The sequence below is a fragment of the Novipirellula caenicola genome, assembly GCF_039545035.1.
GTDB lineage: Bacteria > Planctomycetota > Planctomycetia > Pirellulales > Pirellulaceae > Novipirellula > Novipirellula caenicola.
This window is the reverse complement of record NZ_BAABRO010000016.1, coordinates 138,384-155,764: the sequence shown is the minus strand read 5'-3', so window position 1 is coordinate 155,764 and position 17,381 is coordinate 138,384. Positions and strand designations below refer to the sequence as shown.

General features: G+C 55.1%; 10 protein-coding genes and 1 pseudogene. 9 read left to right on the top strand and 2 right to left on the bottom strand.

Translation table 11 applies throughout. The annotated features are described in order from the left end of the window. A pseudogene (locus ABEA92_RS24495) lies at positions 1-199 on the bottom strand (hypothetical protein); the annotation flags it as partial. Positions 200-397: 198 nt separating this feature from the next. On the opposite strand from ABEA92_RS24495, the gene ABEA92_RS24490 reads away from it, so the two are divergent. The 8 genes from ABEA92_RS24490 to ABEA92_RS24455 all read left to right on the top strand — a co-directional run bounded on the left by ABEA92_RS24490 (position 398) and on the right by ABEA92_RS24455 (position 14,678). After that, the gene (locus tag ABEA92_RS24490; protein ID WP_345687208.1) at positions 398-571 is read left to right on the top strand and encodes a hypothetical protein; all 174 of its coding nucleotides are present in this window, start codon (positions 398-400) and stop codon (positions 569-571) included. 434 nt (positions 572-1,005) lie between these two features. Beyond that, positions 1,006-2,331 carry an asparagine synthase-related protein gene (locus ABEA92_RS24485; RefSeq protein WP_345687215.1) on the top strand — a complete coding sequence of 442 codons (1,326 nt, stop codon included), beginning with the start codon at positions 1,006-1,008 and terminating at the stop codon, positions 2,329-2,331. Next, a complete protein-coding gene (locus tag ABEA92_RS24480) occupies positions 2,324-3,274 on the top strand; it encodes an archaeosine biosynthesis radical SAM protein RaSEA (RefSeq protein ID WP_345687206.1) in 951 nt (316 codons plus the stop codon). The genes ABEA92_RS24485 and ABEA92_RS24480 overlap by 8 nt, the downstream gene beginning before the upstream one ends. Positions 3,275-3,278: 4 nt before the next feature. Continuing rightward, on the top strand, positions 3,279-4,808 hold the full coding sequence (locus ABEA92_RS24475) for an NAD(P)/FAD-dependent oxidoreductase (protein ID WP_345687204.1): 1,530 nt from the start codon (positions 3,279-3,281) through the stop codon (positions 4,806-4,808). A gap of 98 nt (positions 4,809-4,906) precedes the next feature. Beyond that, the gene (locus ABEA92_RS24470; RefSeq protein WP_345687202.1) at positions 4,907-5,794 is read left to right on the top strand and encodes an SMP-30/gluconolactonase/LRE family protein; all 888 of its coding nucleotides are present in this window, start codon (positions 4,907-4,909) and stop codon (positions 5,792-5,794) included. A 12-nt stretch (positions 5,795-5,806) separates the two neighbouring features. Then, positions 5,807-9,598: a CRTAC1 family protein gene (locus ABEA92_RS24465; protein WP_345687200.1), complete on the top strand. Its 3,792-nt coding sequence runs from the start codon at positions 5,807-5,809 to the stop codon at positions 9,596-9,598. Between the two features lie 270 nt (positions 9,599-9,868). Further along, the gene (carB, locus tag ABEA92_RS24460; protein WP_345687198.1) at positions 9,869-13,123 is read left to right on the top strand and encodes a carbamoyl-phosphate synthase large subunit; all 3,255 of its coding nucleotides are present in this window, start codon (positions 9,869-9,871) and stop codon (positions 13,121-13,123) included. Positions 13,124-13,214: 91 nt separating this feature from the next. Next, a complete protein-coding gene (locus tag ABEA92_RS24455) occupies positions 13,215-14,678 on the top strand; it encodes a sigma-54-dependent transcriptional regulator (protein ID WP_345687196.1) in 1,464 nt (487 codons plus the stop codon). A 242-nt stretch (positions 14,679-14,920) separates the two neighbouring features. Here the strand turns inward: ABEA92_RS24455 and ABEA92_RS24450 are convergent, their stop codons facing one another. Next, positions 14,921-15,985, bottom strand: a complete 1,065-nt coding sequence (locus ABEA92_RS24450; RefSeq protein WP_345687194.1) for a tRNA dihydrouridine synthase — start codon at positions 15,983-15,985, stop codon at positions 14,921-14,923. A 158-nt stretch (positions 15,986-16,143) separates the two neighbouring features. On the opposite strand from ABEA92_RS24450, the gene ABEA92_RS24445 reads away from it, so the two are divergent. Next, positions 16,144-17,184 carry an aldose epimerase family protein gene (locus ABEA92_RS24445; protein WP_345687192.1) on the top strand — a complete coding sequence of 347 codons (1,041 nt, stop codon included), beginning with the start codon at positions 16,144-16,146 and terminating at the stop codon, positions 17,182-17,184. Positions 17,185-17,381 lie beyond the last annotated feature (197 nt).

The following is a 17,381-nucleotide window of genomic DNA, read 5'->3' as shown; positions in this document are numbered from 1 at the left end:
TATACCCAAGGAGATCGACACTGAAATTTTGGGCGAAGTGCATCAAGTGCTGTTCGATCCACGTTTTGCGATGATCGAAATTTTTCCCGGTAAAGGGATCATCGCCCATCAAGAAGCATCGCCGGACGGTCCGACTACAGGTATGAGCGATGGCAATTTCGTCGGGATCGAAGACTTCCGAGCGTGTAAGGCGAACCATCACACACCTCCGTGTCAGTCAGGAGGAACCGAGCCAAGGGCCAATAATGAATCGTTCGCCTGGCCTGATCAAAAGTCAACCCCCAACGATCAGGCTCTGTCCCCAGACAAGCGAGCTCCCGGGCGAGAGACATAGAAGGGCCCTGTCCCTTTTGTGGTCCCTTAACCTAAGCATACTCAAGTCCTACGAATTACCACGATGAACCCATTGAAATCATTCTTATTACTGATGATCTGCAGCGTGTCCATGTTCATCGCGGGTTGCGGAACAAGCGGTCCACCGACCATGGTCGAACCCGACAAGACCGCCGAAGAGATGCAGGCGATCTCCGACGAAAAGGAAAAGGCGGAGCTAAACGAGGTTCCTTACTAGTCGAACCAACGGCAACGTCGCTCGATCAATATTGCAGGCGCTGACACACCACGCATCTCACAGCGGTCTTCGTCCGCAGCAAACTCGATCGGGTGAAACCAGCAGTACTAAATCACCAACGCGAGTGGCGTGTTGTTACGTTACTCGCGTTGGTGCGTTTATGGTCGTACCGCGTCCGAAATGCCCGAGGCCGCCCCCAAGAAATCTGCCTAAGCGGTTGAATCGAATCGGCATCCGCTGGCACAAGCCATGGGGCATTGCCTTCGATTGATTCGGCTAACAACCGTGAAATGACGCCGGGATTGCACACGATGGGGTTGCTGATATCATCGAAACCGCTTGCGATTCCTTTCTTCTACGCTCCGCGTGCTTCGATCGGCGCACCCTGTCTTTGGGTCGAGCAGCCGTTTCCCCACTTTTTGCCGGACCATCGGATGAACCATCAATATGTCGAGCGTCTTGTGAATCTACTCGATCCCAAGGCGAACCAAATCCTAAACATGACGACGGATGAGGCGATCGAAGCGGTAGCGAGCGGCGATCCCGATCGAGTGCGTCAAATCGAAGGCCAATTCGCGCTGCTGCATAAAGACGGTCAATTGATTCGAATGGCCCGCACATTGGCACGCCCGATGCGTTTCTTTCTCGCCAAACGGACCGAAGGACCGTGCTTGATTGTCGCCGAGCGGATTGATGAGATCCAAACCTTTCTGCAAAACGAAGGGTTAGCAGATCAATTCCACCCTTCGTACACTCGCATGGTGCCCGCACATCATGTGCTCGAATTGCGATTGATTGGATGCCCCGATCCCAGCCCTGCTCATCATCGTTTTTTGACGCCTGAGCGAAATCGTTTGCCAGCCGACCTGGACCAAATCGGCAAGGCTTACATCGGTCAACTTGCCAAGTCATGCGACCAATGGCTCGATCGCATTGGCCCCAATGAACCAATCGGGGTGATGTTCTCAGGCGGTATCGATAGCGGGTCAGTATTCTTGGTGCTGTACGATCGACTTCTTCGTCGCGGCGAATCGCCGAGCCGGCTAAAGGCGTTCACATTGTCGGTCGATGGCGAAGGAGACGACGCAAAGCAAGCGGTTGAGTTTTTAAAACAACTCGATTTGCAATTATTTTTGGAAACGATTGACGTGCCGATCTCGGCCATCGATTACCGCAGCGCAATTGCAACGATTGAAGACTACAAACCGCTCGACGTCCAAGCGGCCACCGTTGGATTAGCACTTTGCCAAGGTATTCGCGCACGCTATCCCGATTGGCGGTACCTCGTCGATGGCGACGGCGGCGATGAAAACTTGAAAGACTACCCAATTGAAGAGAATCCCGAACTGACAATCGTCAGTGTGCTGAACAACTTGATGCTCTACCAAGAAGGATGGGGAGTCGATGCGGTCAAACATTCGCAAACCTACTCAGGCGGCCAAAGCCGTGGCCATGTTCGCTCGTGGGCTCCGGCGAGAAAACTTGGTTTCCAAGGATTCAGCCCTTATGCACTGCCCAGCGTGATCGATGTTGCCGAAGGGATTCCATTCATCGAGCTGACGAATTGGGATCACGAAAAACTGTATGCACTTAAAGGCGAAATCGTCAGCCGCGGCATCAAGGCGGTGACGGGATTGGAAATGCCAGTCTTTCCCAAACGACGTTTCCAGCACGGCGTCTCATCCAGCGACCGATACGCGGATTTGTTTCCAGGATCCGAGGCGGAGTATCGCCGGGAATTCACCCAGCTTCATGCGTAAGCCGTTACCGCATTTTTCGTCAGAGCAAATCATTGCAGCGAGAACCGCTCGCAACCCGGTGGACGCTCGTCGCGCCTACGCGGCGTTGGTCGAGCCCGAATGTAATGCGAATCGCCAAGTCGTTGACGTGGCAACGATTTTTTTGACCAATCGCGAATGCCCTTTTCGCTGTTTAATGTGTGACCTTTGGAAAAACACATTGACCTCCAGCGTCAAGGTTGGCGACATCCCTCACCAAATTCGCACGGCGTTGCAAACACTGCCCAATGCCCGCGAAATCAAACTCTACAACAGTGGCAATTTTTTTGACCGGAAAGCCATTCCTCGCCAGGATCATGCCGCGATCGCGGAACTCGTCCGCGATTTCGACACGGTCATCGTCGAAAATCACCCACGTTTCTGTAGCGATGACGTGCTGCGTTTTCGCGACCTTTTGAAACCGTCGCAATTGGAAGTTGCGATTGGATTAGAAACTTGCCACCCTGAAGTGCTGGCAAGCCTAAACAAGTCGATGACACTCGATGATTTTGACGAGGCCGCACATCGACTACATCACGAGGGGATTCGCATACGCGTGTTTCTACTGCAGAAACCGCCATTCTTGGACGAATCCGAATCAATGGATTGGTCACTTCGTTCGCTTGACTATGCGTTTGACCGGGGCGCCGATTGCTGCGTCATGATTCCCACGCGGTCGGGTAACGGAATGATGGAAACGCTTGCCGAGCGAGGTGATTTTTCACCACCGAGCGGGGCTTCGCTGGAGCATGTTGCCGCAGAGGGGATTGCAAAACAAAAGGGACGCGTGTTTGTCGACCTGTGGGATGCCGCACCACTTTTTCCATGCAACGTGTGTCGCGACTCAAGAATCGCCCGGCTTGCCGAAATGAATTTGACTCAGCGGCTGACGCCTCCGGTTTCCTGTGATGCATGCTCGGAGTAACCCAGTGCCGCCCAAACCGAACCTCAACCAATATGACGTTGTCGTACTCGGCGCCGGATTCGCTGGCAGCTTGCAAGCGATGATCCTTGCCAAACAAGGCATGCGAGTTTCGATCATCGATCGCGACGAACACCCTCGCTTCGCCATTGGTGAATCTTCGACACCGGCCGCCGATTTTATGTTGGAGCACTTGGTCGAGCGTTACCAGCTGGACGAACTGCGTCCGCTCACCCGCTTTGGCTCGTGGCGTGAATCGAAGCCGGAACTAGCGTGTGGCTGTAAACGAGGCTTCAGTTATTTCTGGCAAGGCGACGAGGACGGTTTCAAAGCGAGCGGTGACCATCGTAACGAGTTGCTAGTTTCGGCAAGTGAGTCCCGTGCGGTGGCGGATACTCAGTGGTACCGTGCCGACGTGGATCGCTACTTCCTTGACGTCGCTCGAACCAGCGGCGTGTCGACATGGGTGAACACAGTGGTCGACTCGATTGCCCATGTGGCAGATCACCATTGGCAGTTAAGCCTGACGTCGGACCACCGCAGCGAAACGCTCCAAACGTCGTTCATTGTCGACGCCACCGGCGGAAACCGATTGCTGCTGCGAAAACTGCAAGTAAAAGACGCAACCGAAACATTGCTAACCCATTCGTCGGCGACATTTTCGCACTTCGACAACGTTCGATCGCTTAGTGAATGGCTCGATCAGCGAGGTGCAAAACAAAGCGACTATCCGTTTGTCGCCGAGGATTCTGCGGTGCACCATTTGTTTGCCGATGGATGGATGTGGAACCTGGGTTTTGAAAACGGGCGAACCAGTGTCGGGTTCGTGTTTGACGAGTCGCAGAACACGCACTCGCAACCGCGTGCTAGGCAACACGATTTAAACGCAGTGATTGCTGAGCGACCGGTACTTCGTGAATTGCTGGGCGATGCCCGACTGGCCTCGTTCCCCGGACGCGTACTCCAGACGGATCGGTTGCAACGATTGGCATCGGTCGCGGCGGGAAGCGATTGGGCGGCGTTACCGTTTACGGCCGGATTTATTGACCCGCTGCACAGCACCGGAATCGCTCATTCGATCAGTGGCGTCCAGCGGCTTTCACAAATTTTGCTGGCTGAATCGGGAGCATCACGCCACAGTTTGTTGCAGATGTACAGCGATGCCCTGCGAAGCGAGTTGCGGTTGATCGACAAATTGGTCTGGGGATGTTACGTCGGGCTGCGTGATTTCCGGTTGTTTACCGCGTGGAGCATGATTTACTTTGCCCTTGCCACCACGTTTGAACACGACTTTGATGCGTTCAGCGGCAAGGATCCCTCGATGGGATTCCTGGCGGCGGACCAGCCCCGTGTGACGCAGTGCGTGTCCAGCTTGACATCCAAACTAAGCTCGTTGATTCAACAGGATGCCTTGAAAACCGATCACGAGATCGATGCATTCATCGCAGAAATACGTCAATCAATCGCGCCGCTGAATCGCGTCGGGCTGTTTACGCCGCCGATTCCCAATATGTACCACCGAACGGCGGCGAAGTAGTACTGCCCTGCGAAGCGGACTCGCTATACTGAGACTCTTTCGATTGGTAGATCGATAACGTTTTTTTAACTGCTCGCTTCCCACTAGAGTCTGATCCGATGAGCTGCGTCTTGCTTTCTCGACCGATTATTGGTCACGCGTTACTTGCCATGACCTGTTGCTTGGCCATCCCGGTGACGGCGCAGGACGCCGACGAGGCGAAGGAAAGTGCAACAAAATCGACTGCGACCGCCGAACCCCAATACCCACTAAACGTGGTCGCCGACGAAGGTGATTTGTATGTGGTCGATCTTGATTTGCCTGGAGTTTGGAAGATTGGCGAAGGCGGACGCAGTCTGTTTGTGCGAGGATCGAATTTGCTGCGTCATCCGATGAACCGTCCTCGCTGCATCGCCATGCATCCGGAGACCGGCATTTTGGTAGGCGATTCAGCGACCCGCGAGGTCTATCACATCGCCGAACAAGACGCGGACCCCAAACCGCTATGTAACGCACGCGTTGGAATCGCAATGGCGTTGGCGGTTTCGCCGGATCAAAAAACGGTCTACGTCGGGGATGCCGAAAAGCGAGCGGTGTTGCGATTCCCGGTCACAGGCGGCGCCCCCGAGTTGGTCGTTCGCGTCAACGCACGCGGGCTAGCGTTTGACGCCGATGGAAAACTTTGGGCCGTCACGCCGGATGACGAAGCGATTTACCGAATTGACGTCGACGAAAAGAAAAGCGAAGCGATCGTTTCGGGGCGACCGTTCCAATACCCCAACGGACTTGTGTGGGCAGATGACCACGGCTTTGTGACCGATGGCTATGGCAAAACCGTGTGGAAGTTTACCGCCGACGGCAAGACCGAGTCATGGCACGTGGGGGATCCCCTTGTCGGCCCGGTTGGTTTATCGCTGGGTGAAAAATCGCTCTTTGTTGCCGACCCAAAACAGTTGCAAGTTTATGAGTTCGATCTCGAGAGCAAGCAAGTCAAACCACGGATGTAGAGCGAAGCGGCGATGAAGAAATTGAAAATCGGATTGGGTCTGCTCGTCGCCTTGGCATTGATCATTGCTGTGATCTTGGTCGTGCGGCGTTCGCAAGACGATGCTACGAATCTGCCGCTATCAAGCCAAGCCAGCGAACGACTGCAAAGGACGCGAAACGCGTTGGCAGCCACCGAAAACTTTGAGTCGACTGCGGCGGACGCAGATTGGACTGCATTGTACGAGGAATCGCCCAACGATCCGTCCATCGCTTTGAACCGGGCGTTGAATCGTGTGTTGCGAGTGGATGTATTGACCGAACAGGCCAACAACTCGCTATTGGATGCATCGGAAAAGCAAGCCGCTCGTCGCGAATTGCCGCAAGCGATCGACGCGGCACGGAATGCCATCGATGATTTTGCTGCTGCCGGAGACAATCCGGTAATCGCATTGTGGTTGAAAAGCCGCGTCGATCTACACGAAGCATCGCTGTTGCCAGCGACGATGACGCGAACGCTACGGAAGGAAATCTTTGACCGGATTGTCGCCGCAATCAAAGGTGACTTAGGAAAACGCCCCGAGTCGATCATTTTGGGCGGACCACTCACGCAGGTTTTGGATGAATTGGAAGACCCAATCGATGGTTTGCCCAAGGATGTCGGCATCAACGCAGCCAAGGCACTGGCGATCCTGTCAAACCAAAACGAAGACAACCTGTTCATAGCGCTGCGGGCCGCCAAGTTGAACCTTGCGATCGAATCGACCGATGCAGCCGACGCAGTCACGCGGACCCTGCGGCTGTCACGTTCTATCGAACCTTCACTGCGTCGCCAGACCGAACCGATCGGCTTGACGCCTGACGAGCTGGTGACCGCGATCCTTGATTCGATCCAATCCGCCAACTGGACCACTGCCGAAAACCAAATGCTGCTGTGGTTTAACGTACTCAACAGTACCGAACTGGTGAAAACCGATCGACGCCGTGCCGCTCCGCACCCACTGGATCGATTAAGTTTCGATTCGCTGCGACGCGTTGCCGCTGAAGTCGCCGCACAATCGCCTGCCACTGGCGACGCAGCACCGCTGCAGTTCAGCAGCAACGTGATTTTTGATGCCGCCGAAATCACCGCCGTAATGCCGGTCGATTTCGATTTGGATCTCGTTCCCGATGTTGCGGCAGCTTCGTCCACGGGAACGCTGACGCTGATCGCCAACGATGCGGGGAATTGGAAACCATTTGCGTCGCTCGAGCTGGGGATGCCGGTGACCGGATTGCTGGCGGCCGATTTGTTCATGGTCGACAGCAGCGATCCGAGCCGAATTCAAGTGAACCGGGGCAGCGGCGACAGCGAAACGGATAACCAAGTCGTCTCCGGAGCCCGGCACAACACGTTGGTGACCTTGATCGCGTTTGGCAACGACGGCGTCAAATTGATTGCCGTCGATGGCCGCAAGGACACCGCCGATGACGATCGCTTGAAGATTGTCGACAAAACAACAGGACTCGAAGAAGTCACCGCGATCACAGCGGCGATCGCAGGCGACTTGGAAGGCGACGGCGATTTGGATTTACTGATGGCGACCAAGCACAACGGCATCCGCGTCTTCGTCAACCGAGGCAATCGAACGTTTTTCGAAGCAGCCGCAACCGACACCGCCACCTCGTTGTCGAAAACCAACAACATCATTGCGATGGAGATGGTCGATTTAGACCGCGACCTTGATCTAGACGTGGTGACACTTGATGACGTCGGCCAAGTTGGCTTGGTCGAAAATTTGCTCCATCTGCAATTTCGCTATCGTGAAATAGCGGAAATTCCAAAGGTCACCGCCGCCCACTCCATCACCGTCGATGATTTGGACGGCAACGTTTCGTGGGATGTTATCGTTGGAGCCGCCGACACGACCACCGTCGCGTACTCGCAAACCGCCGCCGCAGGCATTTGGAGTGTTGACCATGTGACGACGACCAAGCAAACGGGCGATGCGATGCTGGTCGGCGACTTTAACAATGACATTTTATTGGATGTTTTGCAGTCAAACGAATCAGCGGCGTCGGCTTTTCGTCTGGGAACCGCCACCGATTCGTCTGTGCAATCGATGGACTCGTCGCTGGGCGGATCTTCGCTTCGGGCTGCCGACTTCAACTCTGACGGATTGTTGGATGTCGTTGGAATCCGCGACGGCAACGTCCTCGTTTCGCTCAATCAAACCGAATCCGACGGACATTATCTGGATGTCCGTTTTCGTGGCATTGATGACAACAACGCCAACAGCGGGCGGGTGAATCATTATGCGATCGGTTCGGTGGTCGAATTGCGATTTGGACCGCATTACCGAGCGGAAGTGATCCGGTCGCCTGTCACCCATTTTGGTCTCGGTTCGTTCGATGGATCCGCATCGCTTCGAGTCATTTTCCCCAACGGATTAACGCAAACGATTCGGGATCCCAAAATCGACGCATTGGTCGAAGAAGAGCAAACGCTAAAGGGGTCATGCCCCTATTTGTATGCTTGGGATGGCCAACAATATGTCTTTGTGACCGATTGTTTGTGGGCCGCGCCACTGGGATTGCAAGTCGCCGACGGCGTCGTGGCAAAGGATCGGCCATGGGAGTATTTGAAAGTTGATGGCGATCACGTCCGAGAACGAGACGGGAAGTACGAACTGCGAATCACCGAAGAACTTTGGGAAGTCGCCTACTTTGACCATGTGTCGTTGATGGCGGTCGACCATCCCGAGGCGATCGACATTTGGACCAATGAGAAAGTCGGGCCAGCTGAACTTGCCACCCCGACGATCTATGCATTCGACCAGCAAGATTTGTCAACGCTACAGCACGCGGTGGACACCCACGGTCGCGACGTCAGTGAAAAGCTTTCGCAGATCGACCGGAATTTTGTGCAGGGATTTGATCGACGATTACGTCAGGGGTTGTGCGAGCCTCATTGGATCGACGTCGATTTTGGTTCCGAATTTTTATCGCAGCCATCGGTAACAACGGATTCGGCAGCAGGCGAATCAGCGTCGAACGAATCGATCTACTTGGTCTTGACCGGCTGGATCCTACCGACCGACACGTCGCTGAATATTCAGATCGACCAGAACCCGGAACTGCAACCGATCGAGTTTCCTTCGTTGTGGGTTCCCGACGCGGGGGAAAAGGATGGATGGCGGAAAGCGATTCCGTTTATCGGTTTCCCCGGCGGCAAGACCAAGACCATTGTCGTGGACGTGACCGACGCGATCAATCGCGACGATCCACGAATGCGGATTCGCACGTCGGCACAGATTTACTGGGATGCGGCTCAGTTGGCCATCGCCTCCGAACCGGCGACGTACCAGACGCACTCGCTTTCGCTGGTCGATGCCAAACTCGATTATCGCGGTTTTTCGAGGCGAATCAAAAAATCGCCACAGACGCCGGAATGGTACGACTACCAACAAAGCAGCGAGTCGCCTCGCTGGCCACCGCTGCGTGGACGCTTTACCCGCTACGGCGACTGCGCTGAATTGTTGGCGGCTTGGGACGACGCGATGGTGGTGATGGGCAGCGGCGATGAGATCGCATTGCAGTTCACGGCTCCTGTCGATTCACCACCCCCGGGCTGGAAACGGGACTTTATCCTGCACTGCGTTGGTTGGGACAAAGACGCCGACCTGAACACGCTGAGTGGGCAAAGTGCAGAGCCTTTGCCGTTTAAGCAGATGACCACCTACCCCCCCACTCGGCAGCAATCCGAGCAAATTCAGAAGGCGGATCGTTTGAATGCCCCGCATCTAAACCGGGTGCATGATTTTCGAGCATTTTGGAGCCGTCCGTAGCCAAAAACGGCTGCGACAAGCCATCGATTCTGACTTCCCTAAAGGCTAGTTCAGCGACATTAAGAGGCACACAACACGTTTCTGAGCGGAGCGACCACTACGGCAACGGAAGATTCTTTGCTATTCTTTGCGGCAATTTGCATGCGTTTGGTTTAGCAGCGTCCGGAGCAGCCGTCTTTTCCTCAGGATTCGCCGCCACCGGATCGTTCGCTGCCCCCGCGTGTCGGATTTCGAACCAACTTCCATCCCCCAACAATTCGGGAAAACTCCGTGCCTCGTCGAGACGATATCAAGAAAATCCTGCTTATTGGTAGTGGTCCGATCGTAATTGGGCAGGCTTGTGAATTTGATTATTCCGGTACACAAGCATGTAAGGCTTTGCGCGAAGAAGGCTACGAGGTCGTCTTGGTCAACAGCAACCCGGCGACGATCATGACCGATCCCGCGACGGCAGACGCGACCTATATCGAACCGTTGACCTGGCAGATGGTTGAAAAAATCATCGCCAAAGAACGTCCCGACGTCTTGCTGCCCACGCTCGGCGGACAAACCGGGCTGAACGTCGCGATGGATCTCGAAGCCAACGGCGTGCTCGAGAAATACGGTGTCGAGATGATCGGCGCCAACGCCAAGGTGATCGCCAAGGCCGAAGAGCGAGACCAATTCAAAGAGGCGATGGAAAAGATCGGTTTGGACGTCTGCAAAGGCCACACCGTCAATACGCTACAACAAGCTCGCGAAGCATTGGCGGACGTCGGTTTGCCAGCCGTGGTACGACCTAGCTTTACGATGGGCGGTTCGGGATCGGCGATTGCGTACAACCGTGACGAATTTGATTCGCTGGTCCAAAATGGACTCGATCAATCTCCGGTCACCGAAGTGTTGATCGAAGAATCGATCATCGGTTGGAAAGAATACGAGATGGAAGTCGTCCGTGACCGCGACGACAATTGCATCATCATCTGTAGCATCGAAAACTTTGATGCCATGGGGGTTCACACCGGCGACTCGATCACCGTCGCTCCGGCGCAAACCTTGACCGACAAAGAATACCAACGCATGCGTGATGCTTCGTTGGCAGTCATTCGCGAAATCGGCGTCGAAACGGGCGGTAGCAACATCCAATTTGCGATCGAGCCGAAAACGGGCCGCATGATCGTGATCGAGATGAATCCGCGTGTCAGCCGATCGAGTGCATTGGCTAGTAAGGCTACGGGCTATCCGATCGCAAAGATTGCCGCCAAATTGGCGGTCGGCTATCTGTTGTGGGAACTTCCCAACGACATCACCAAGAAAACCAAAGCGTGCTTTGAACCGACGATCGACTACGTCGTCACCAAGATGCCACGCTTTGCCTTTGAAAAATTCCCCGAAGCCGATGCGACGTTGACGACGCAAATGAAGAGCGTCGGCGAGACGATGGCCATCGGCCGTACGTTCAAAGAATCGCTGCAAAAAGCGATGCGTGGCTTGGAAGTCGGCGCCTTTGGTTTGGGCTGCGACAACAAAGACACCTGGGGTACCGAGAACCAGTCCGACAAAGACGAGATTGTCGCCAAGTTGAGCACGCCTGGTGCCGAACGCATTTTCTACATGCGGTACGCCATCAAGGCGGGCATGTCGTTGGAAGAAATCTATTCGTTGACTCACATCGACCCGTGGTTCTTGGACCACATGTTCCAAATTGTCGAAGAGGAAGATCGAATCCGTGCCATCGGATCGATCGACACGATGACGCGGGATGATTTTTGGCAAGCGAAGCGATTCGGTTTCTCGGATCGTCAAATCGCCAAAATGACTTCCACGACGGAATTGAAAGTGCGAGCCAAACGGTTGAGCCACGGGGTGAAACCGGTGTTCAAGAGCGTGGATACCTGTGCCGCTGAATTCGAAGCGTACACGCCCTATTACTACAGCGCGTACGAGCACGAGGACGAGCTTCCGCCGCCGGTCGAAGGCAAACGGCGAGTGATCATCCTAGGTGGTGGTCCGAACCGAATCGGCCAGGGAATCGAGTTCGATTACTGTTGCTGTCACGCCAGTTTCGCGTTGCGTGAAATCGGTATCGAAAGCGTGATGGTGAACAGCAACCCTGAAACCGTCAGCACCGACTACGACACATCGGACGTGCTGTTCTTTGAACCGTTGACGATCGAAGACGTGCTAAACATCTGTGACGAGATCAAGCCCGATGGGGTGATCGCCCAGTTCGGCGGCCAAACGCCGTTGAATCTCGCTCGTGGATTGAAAGAAGCCGGTGTGCCGATTATCGGAACCAGTGTCGAGACAATCGAAGCAGCCGAAGACCGAGAGCTGTTCCAAAATCTGATCGAAGAATTGGGGCTGCGTCAGCCTCCGAGCGGCATCGCTCGCAATATGGACGAAGCTCGCCGCGAAGCCAAAAAGATCGGCTTCCCCGCGTTGGTACGTCCTAGCTTCGTACTGGGCGGACGCGCGATGGAAATCTGCTACGACCAATCGCAGTTCGAACGTTACGTTGCCGAAGCATTTATTGTCGCCGATGGGCAACCTGTATTGATTGACCGCTTCCTCGAAGACGCCACCGAAGTGGACGTCGACGCGGTCGCCGATGGCACCGATTGTGTGATCATGGGAATCATGGAACACATCGAAGAGGCCGGCGTTCACTCGGGTGACTCGGCTTGTGCGATTCCTCCGTTCAGCTTGACTCAGCCGATCTTGGCGGAAATCCGCGAGACCACCAAGCGATTGGCGATGCGATTGAAAGTCGTCGGTTTGATGAACATTCAATACGCAATCAAGATGGAAGACGGCACTCCGACGCTGTACATCCTCGAAGTCAATCCGCGTGCTAGCCGTACGGTACCGTTTGTCGCCAAGGCGACCGGCGTTCCGGTGGCCAACATTGCAACCAAGGTGATGGCCGGTGTATCGCTGAAAGAACAGGGAGTCACCGAAGAACCCATTCCACGTCACGTTTCGATCAAAGAAAGCGTGTTCCCGTTCCGCAAGTTCAGCGGCGTCGACATCGTGCTCGGCCCGGAAATGCGAAGCACAGGCGAAGTGATGGGGATCAGCGAGAAGTTTTCGCTGGCGTTTGCGAAGAGCCAAATTGCCGCCGGATCGGTGCTTCCCGAGTCGGGCAAGATTTTCTTAAGCCTCGCCCCACGCCACAAGGACTCGGTCGTGACGCTCGGAAAAAGCTTGTCAGAGCTTGGATTCGAGTTGCTAGCGACCAGTGGCACCGCGGCCAAGCTAGAAGAAGTCGGCGTCAAGGTGACTCGCGTCAAGAAGATCGCCGAAGGGCATCCCAACTTGATCGATCACTTGAAAAATGGCGACGTGCAGTTGATCATTAACACTCCGAGCGGCAAAGGAGCCCGGACGGACGAAGGCAAGATTCGCGCTGCGGCGGTCCAATCCGGTGTGCCATGCATTACCACGGTGGACGCTGCCGATGCCGCGATTCGAGCGATGACGGCGATGCGTGAAGGTTCGATGGAAGTCGAATCGCTGCAAACCCGTTACGCCCGTTCGCTGTAACCTAATCGAGGCCCCTTTTTTGCCACGCGTAGCGGTCTCGCTCGATGGAATTTACCCATCGACGCGAGATCGGTTCCACAATGAGTGATCCATGAGTGACGAGTCAGCCAATCCAAACGCCTCTAGTGAGTCGGCCCGATTGTACGATCCGGGCGAACTTCGATTACTGGTGGTCGACAACGAAGCCGCGCATGCTCGGGCGATGACGGAAAGCCTGGAAAAAGTCGGTTACAAGTGCGAAGTCGCCACCAGTGGCCCCGAAGCAGCAAAGCTTGTCCAGCGAGAGACCTACGACATCATCATCACCGACATGGTGATGAACGATGTCGACGGGATGGAGATACTGAAGCTCGCGCGCAAACAGTTGCCTGATTGCGAAGTCGTGATGGTGACCGGTCACGCCACCGTTCCGATCGCGGTCGAAGCGATGCAGAAAGGGGCGTTCAACTTCCTCGAAAAACCGATCACGCCCGCAAGACTACGCGCGATCGTGGAAAAAGCGGCCGATGCGGTCGCGTTGCGTCGACAAAACACCGAGTTGATGCAGCGGTTGGACGAACGCTATGGTTTCGAAGGGATCGTCTACACCAGCGACAAGATGAAAGGCGTGATCGATCGCTTGCGACGGATCGCTGCCACCGACGCAACCGTACTGATCACGGGCGAAAGCGGAACGGGCAAAGAGATGATTGCTCAGGCGATCCATCAAAACAGCCCACGCCGCAACAAACGCATCGTCGCACTGAACACCCGCGCGGTGTCCGAGAACCTGGTCGAAAGCGAACTGTTTGGCCATGTCAAAGGCTCGTTCACCGACGCGGTTGCCGATCGCGTCGGAGCGTTTCAGTACGCCAATGGCGGGACCTTATTTTTGGACGAAGTCGGCGACATGCCGATGAGCACGCAAATCAAATTGCTGCGGGTGCTCGAAGAAAGCCAAATCACTCGCGTGGGCGACAACAAATCGATCAAGGTCAATGTCCGCTTGATCTCGGCGACCAATCGGCCGCTCGAAGACATGATCGAAACGGGCGTGTTCCGAAACGATCTGTATTTTCGTTTGAAAGTCGTCACGGTGGAGTTGCCCGCACTGCGTGAACGCCGCGACGACGTGATCCCGTTGATGGATCATTTTCGCAAGATGTTTCTGCGTCGACACGAAAAACCAACCGCCCACTTCACCCCCGCGGTCACCAAACGGTTCTTTGCCTACGATTGGCCAGGCAACATTCGCCAGCTTCGTAACTTTGTCGAAACCATGGTGGTGCTCGACACCGACGGCTCACTCGACATCGACGACCTGCCACCGGAATTGGCCGACGAGGCCCCCGAGAGCAGCGAACCGGTTGCATTGGTGGGCGGCGGCGAATCCAGTTTGATCGGTCAACCGCTCAGCACGGTCGAGCGCTGGGCGATCGAAGAGACGCTGAAATTGACCGGCGGAAATCGCGAGGAAGCAGCCAAAATCTTGAAGATTGGGGCGAGAACGCTGTATCGCCGATTGGACCAATACAAGAACGAAGAAGAAGGCGGCGAGGAAGAACAAGCCGAGTAGCAGTAACCGGCATTGCGAAACTCAGCGCTGCGAAACTCGCCAAAAGTTTCGTTTGGGATGCGGAACGCACGAAAGTCTTGACGGCTTGTTGATTTAGTGAAGGTTCCTGCGGCAAGGGGTGTAGGATGAACTTCCTAGTCCGTCAATGGTGGATTCGACGGACTAGGAAGCCCATCGTACGACTAAAACAACAAGCCGCCCGCGACTTCCGCTACGGGGGCGATGGAATATAGGCGGCGTGCTTATTCGGCTTCCTTGCGATGGTAATCATCGGGAACATAGCGTCCAGGACCATCGGTGCCGTAATGACGTTTGAGTGCGGCGTCGAACTCAGTCCGTTCTCGCACTCTCGCCAAATCTTGACGCACCGCTTCGTGATTGGGATGGCTTTGCGAATACTTGATGCAGTGCTTTCGCATCAGTATCAATGCTCGCTCGGGCGTGTACGTTCGCTCGCAAAGTTCAACATGTTCTTGAATCACACGTGCTTGTTCGTGAAGCGTCGGTGGTGGCGGCAACGGATCACCGCTGGCGAGTGCCCGGGCCTGCGAAAAGATCCACGGATTGCCGATCGCGCCTCGTGCGACCGTAACCCCATCGATCCCCGTTTGTTCGAGCATTCGTAAACAATCGGCTGCGGAAAACAGATCGCCGCTGCCAAGGATCTTCAACCGGTCACCGACGTACTGTTTCACGTCGCTGAGGAATTCCCAGCGACTCGGGCCGATGTAGCGCTGCTTGACCGTGCGTCCATGAACCGTCGCCGCGGCAAGCCCGGCATCCATGGCGCCATCGAGAATCTCGAAAAACGCATCACGTGATTCTGCGGTGTCGTCCATGCCGCGTCGCATTTTCACCGTGACCGGAATGTGATCGGGAACGATATCGCGAGTTCGCCGGAGGATCTCGATCGCCACCGCGGGCTGCGACAAATGGAAACCGCCTCGGCAACGGCCCAGCACCTTTTTGACGGGACAGCCGAAGTTGACATCGATGATATTGAACCCCGCTTCGACCAATTTCATCGCGCCGGCAGAGAACTGCTCTGGTTCGGCTCCCATCAATTGGCCTCCGACCGGCGGTTCATCCGGATCGATTTCGAGAAAGTGCTTGGTTTTCTGGCGTTTACTCAGTGCGACCAAAAACTGATCCAGCATCACCTCGCAAACGGTATAGCTGGCCCCGTGCCGGCGTGCGATCACCCGCATCGGCAAATCGCTGTAGCCCGATAGCGCCGCCTGAACGACCGGAAATCCGATCGAGACGTTGCCAATCGTGAGCGGTCGTGTTTGAAATGTGGTAGTCATATTATCGATGATTTCTGGACGTTGCCCCGTTCATGCCCGATTCGGTGGTGGCACATACTCAAAAAAGAGGCGTCATGTTAAATTCAGCATTCAAATTCTGTGCCTTCTTGTTGGCCATTCTTGTCCCTTCCTTCACGATAGCTAAAGCTCCGCCGACCATGAAAATTGAAACAAGCCGATTCGGAACGACGCCTGATGGTGACGAAGTCACACGTTTTACGTTGACCAATTCGCACGGCAATTCGGTTTCGGTGATGAATTGGGGAGCCACGCTGTTGGACGTCAAAGTCCCGGATTCACAGGGCAATGTTGAAAACGTCAACTGGGCATTTTCAGAGCTCGAGCCCTATTTGTCGGGGCATCCCTATTTTGGCAGCACCGTGGGCCGTTTCTGCAACCGCATCGGAAACGGAAAGTTTACGATCGACGGCCAAGATTACCAAGTCACCTTGAACCACGGAAAACACACCCTTCACGGTGGCAAAAAGAACTTTACCTACCAATTTTGGCAAGGTGAGAGCTACCAGGACGACAAGGCCGTCGGCGTTCGCTTTCATTTGACCAGCCCCGACGGGCAAGAAGGCTTTCCCGGCACCGTCAACGCCACCGTCGATTACAGCTGGAACGACCAAAACGAATTGCGGATCGCATTTTCAGCGACCACGGACGCCCCCACCCACATCAATTTAACCAACCACAGCTATTGGAACCTTGGCGGCACCGGCAGCGGCACGGCGTTGGATCACATCGTCACGATCGAAGCGGACGAAGTGTTGGATGTCGACGACGATTTGATCCCAACCGGAAAAATCAACAGCCTCGATGGCAGCGTGCTCGATTTCCGCACCCCCACTGCGATTGGCGACCGCGTCGAAAAGCTTCCTGCAACCAAAGGCTATGACCATTGCTACGTCGTTCGCGGCGACGCAGGAACGCTTCGAAAAGCAGCCAAAGTGGTTGATCCAAAATCGGGACGCGTACTGGAAATCGAAACCACTCAGCCGGGAATGCAGTTGTACAGTGCCAACCATCTACCGGGCAACGAACATTCCGCGGGTGCGGGTGGTCACGATGCATTTTGCTTAGAGACCCAGCATTACCCTGACGCACCGAACCATGAATCGTTCCCCAGCACGCTGCTGCGGCCCGGACAAACCTTCAGCGAAGTGACCGTGCATCGGTTCAGCACGCAGGATTAAGCCGCTGTGGTGTTTGAGACGTCTCGCCAATCACTACCACTGGCTCCTACCTGCCGAGTGAGAAATGACGAGGCGAGAGCCGAACGCTGTAATGCATTTTGAGGTGACAAATGCAGTTTTTGTGTTTTGTAGCTACGCTCGCCAGAGCGTGGATGGTTACCGCGCAGATATGAATCACCACACTTCTGGCGAAGGTA

Coding starts and splice junctions, on each gene's coding strand:
- ABEA92_RS24490 (WP_345687208.1), top strand. CDS start 398: ATGAACCCATTGAAATCATTCTTATTACTGATGATCTGCAGCGTGTCC.
- ABEA92_RS24485 (WP_345687215.1), top strand. CDS start 1,006: ATGAACCATCAATATGTCGAGCGTCTTGTGAATCTACTCGATCCCAAG.
- ABEA92_RS24480 (WP_345687206.1), top strand. CDS start 2,324: ATGCGTAAGCCGTTACCGCATTTTTCGTCAGAGCAAATCATTGCAGCG.
- ABEA92_RS24470 (WP_345687202.1), top strand. CDS start 4,907: ATGAGCTGCGTCTTGCTTTCTCGACCGATTATTGGTCACGCGTTACTT.
- ABEA92_RS24465 (WP_345687200.1), top strand. CDS start 5,807: ATGAAGAAATTGAAAATCGGATTGGGTCTGCTCGTCGCCTTGGCATTG.
- ABEA92_RS24455 (WP_345687196.1), top strand. CDS start 13,215: ATGAGTGACGAGTCAGCCAATCCAAACGCCTCTAGTGAGTCGGCCCGA.
- ABEA92_RS24450 (WP_345687194.1), bottom strand. CDS start 15,985: ATGACTACCACATTTCAAACACGACCGCTCACGATTGGCAACGTCTCG.
- ABEA92_RS24445 (WP_345687192.1), top strand. CDS start 16,144: ATGAAAATTGAAACAAGCCGATTCGGAACGACGCCTGATGGTGACGAA.